This window comes from Candidatus Cloacimonadota bacterium (genome assembly GCA_011372345.1).
Classification (GTDB): domain Bacteria; phylum Cloacimonadota; class Cloacimonadia; order Cloacimonadales; family TCS61; genus DRTC01.
Genome location: DRTC01000364.1, coordinates 1 through 2715, shown reverse-complemented (window position 1 = coordinate 2715; position 2715 = coordinate 1). Strand labels below are relative to the sequence as shown.

Below are 2715 nucleotides of genomic sequence, written 5' to 3'. Positions count from 1 at the left end.
GCAGGAGAAGATATTTCCAAAAAACTGAATGCTCCGCAAGATTCTTATCCCATTAATAAAATGAAGATCCTCAATTTTGAGGAAAATTCTGAAATTTCATTGAACTTGCCGGAAGACATCAAGATCAGGAATTACCGGATTTCTTTTGATAAGAAAAAACTGGCAATAACTTATGAAGCGGAAACCGGCATCAAACTTATGACTGCTGATATTAAGACTGGAAAAATACAAGCATTCGATTCTATCCAAATCAACGATGTTTTTGAAGACACCGGAATTTTCTGGCTGAATGACAGTAAAACTCTTTTGATCAAAACAATTCCTGAAAATCGAGGTCAGGAACCTGAAAAACCAAAAGTTCCTGAAAGTCCTATCATCGAGGAAACGAGCGGAAAAACCAGCACTGTCCGCACTTATCAGAATCTTCTCAAAAATAAACATGATGAAGAATTGTTCGATTATTATTTCACTTCACAATTAATACTTCTCGATTCGGAAACCGGAAAGATCAGAAAGGTCGGAAAACCTGCAATTTACGACGATGTCGATCTTTCACCTGACAACAAATATCTACTCATAGAAAGGATCGAGAGACCATATTCCTACCAGGTTCCGCATTATTATTTTCCAAAAACCTTTGAAATTATTGATCTGAAAGGAAATCTGGTAAAAGAACTTCACAAACGACCTCTGCAGGATCAAATTCCAATTGGCGGAACTTATATCGGACCGAGAAGGTTTCATTGGCAGCCCTTGAAAGATGCGACTCTCATCTGGGCGGAAGCACTCGATGAGGGAAATCCCAAAAATAAAGTAGATTTTCGGGATAAAATCGTCAGGCTTTCCGCTCCTTTTTCTCAAACACCGGAAGAAATCTTCAAAACAGAACATCGTTATTCCCGCATCGATTGGTCTGAAAATGAAGATGAACTGATTTATTATGAATATGACCGCGACGAACTTTGGCGTAAGGGCTGTCTTTATAAAATTGGAAATGAAAAGCCAAAATTAGTTTACGATTTGAGCATTCGCGATAATTATAATGATCCCGGGGATTTGATTAAAAGGAAAACAACGAGAGGTCAAAAAGTTTTCATTAAAAAAGGAGATTTTGTTTATTTCAAGAATAATAAAGGAGCCACTCCGGATGGAAATTTCCCTTATTTGATGAAATATAATTTCCAAACAAAAGAGAAAGAAATCATCTTTAAATGCAGGGAAGGATTTCATGAAACTTTTTCCGGTTTTTTTGGGAAGGATTTGGATAAGATCGTGATCAGGAGCGAGAATCGGAAAACACCTCCCAACTATTTTTTTACTGAATTGAAAACAGGGAAAAGAGTGCAAGTAACGGATTATGCAAATCCGTATCCGGAATTGACAGAATTAAAAAAAGAACTTGTTACTTACACGCGCAAAGATTCAGTTCCGCTCTCGGGGGAACTTTATCTGCCTGCTGATCATAAAAAAGGACAACGATTGCCATTTATCATAAATGCTTACCCGGAAGAATATGCAGATAAATCGACTGCTGGACAGATCGATTCCTCTCCGCATAAATTTATCCGGTTCTGGGGATCATCAATTCGTTATCTGACATTACAAGGTTATGCCGTGTTAGCCAGAGCATCGATTCCAATCGTCGGAAATCCGGAAATTGTGAATGAAACTTTTATCGAACAAACAGTAAGCAGCGTGCAGGCAGCGATCGAATATCTCGATAAGCGGAGAATCATCGATCCGACCAAAGTCGGGATAACAGGACACAGTTATGGAGCATTCATGGTTGCTAATGTTCTCGCTCATTCTGATCTCTGTGCAGCGGGAATCGCCAAAAGCGGTGCTTATAACCGAACTTTAACGCCCTTCGGATTTCAGAGCGAAAGACGTACTCTGTGGGAATCTAAGGATTTCTACATAAAAGTTTCACCATTTATGTTTGCGGAAAAAATCAACGAACCGATCCTTCTCATTCATGGAGAAGAAGATCCGAATTCGGGAACTTATCCGGTTCAATCAAAAAGGTTTTATCAGGCTTTGAAGGGAAACGGAGCAACAACAAGGCTTGTTGTTTTACCTTTCGAAGGACACGGTTATCGAGCCAGAAAATCCAACCTGCATGTATTAGCAGAAATGATCGATTGGTTTAAGAAATATTTGAAGTAGCTCGGAACTTGTTCCGAGAAAGGAAAAAGGCAAAGAAAACGGGAGATAGGAAAAGGGAAGCAGGAAATTCAGGCTTCGCTACGCCCGGATGAACAGGAGATAGGAATTATCCGTTTAATCCGTAGAAATCCGTGAGCAGAAAGTCAGTGTTTGTCAGTGTAAATCTGTGGCAAATAAAGGAGATGTTATGAAAATAATCGAGATAGACAAGGGAATATTCATCAATATCGACAAGGTCTTTAAGATCGAAATGGTGAGATTAGAGAAAAGTGAGAAATGTTATTTGAAATTCTTTAGTGGAAGTGAAGGTAATTATGCTATCAGTAAAGAATTCGATGACTTCGACAATGCCAGAGAATGGCTTTCGATGCAGACGATAAGAGCAGGTGCTACTAAAGAGATCATTGAATTGTAGGACAAAATACTTAGTATCTGAACGAAAACTATCAAAATTGGAGAAATCTTGAATTAAGTTTGCTTTAGCTGACTTGATTTAAGTTTTCTAACTTGCTTATGTCAGTAAACTTAACTCAAGACCTACGGCTTAAG

Annotated in this window: 2 protein-coding genes; both read left to right on the top strand. The window is 38.6% G+C overall.

The window, feature by feature from the left end; all coding sequences use genetic code 11:
• Positions 1 to 2166: S9 family peptidase (locus ENL20_07100; protein HHE38324.1), on the top strand; the 2166-nt coding region annotated here is incomplete at its 5' end.
• Between the two features lie 187 nt (positions 2167 to 2353).
• Positions 2354 to 2581 carry a hypothetical protein gene (locus tag ENL20_07095; protein ID HHE38323.1) on the top strand — a complete coding sequence of 76 codons (228 nt, stop codon included), beginning with the start codon at positions 2354 to 2356 and terminating at the stop codon, positions 2579 to 2581.
• Positions 2582 to 2715: the final 134 nt, after the last annotated feature.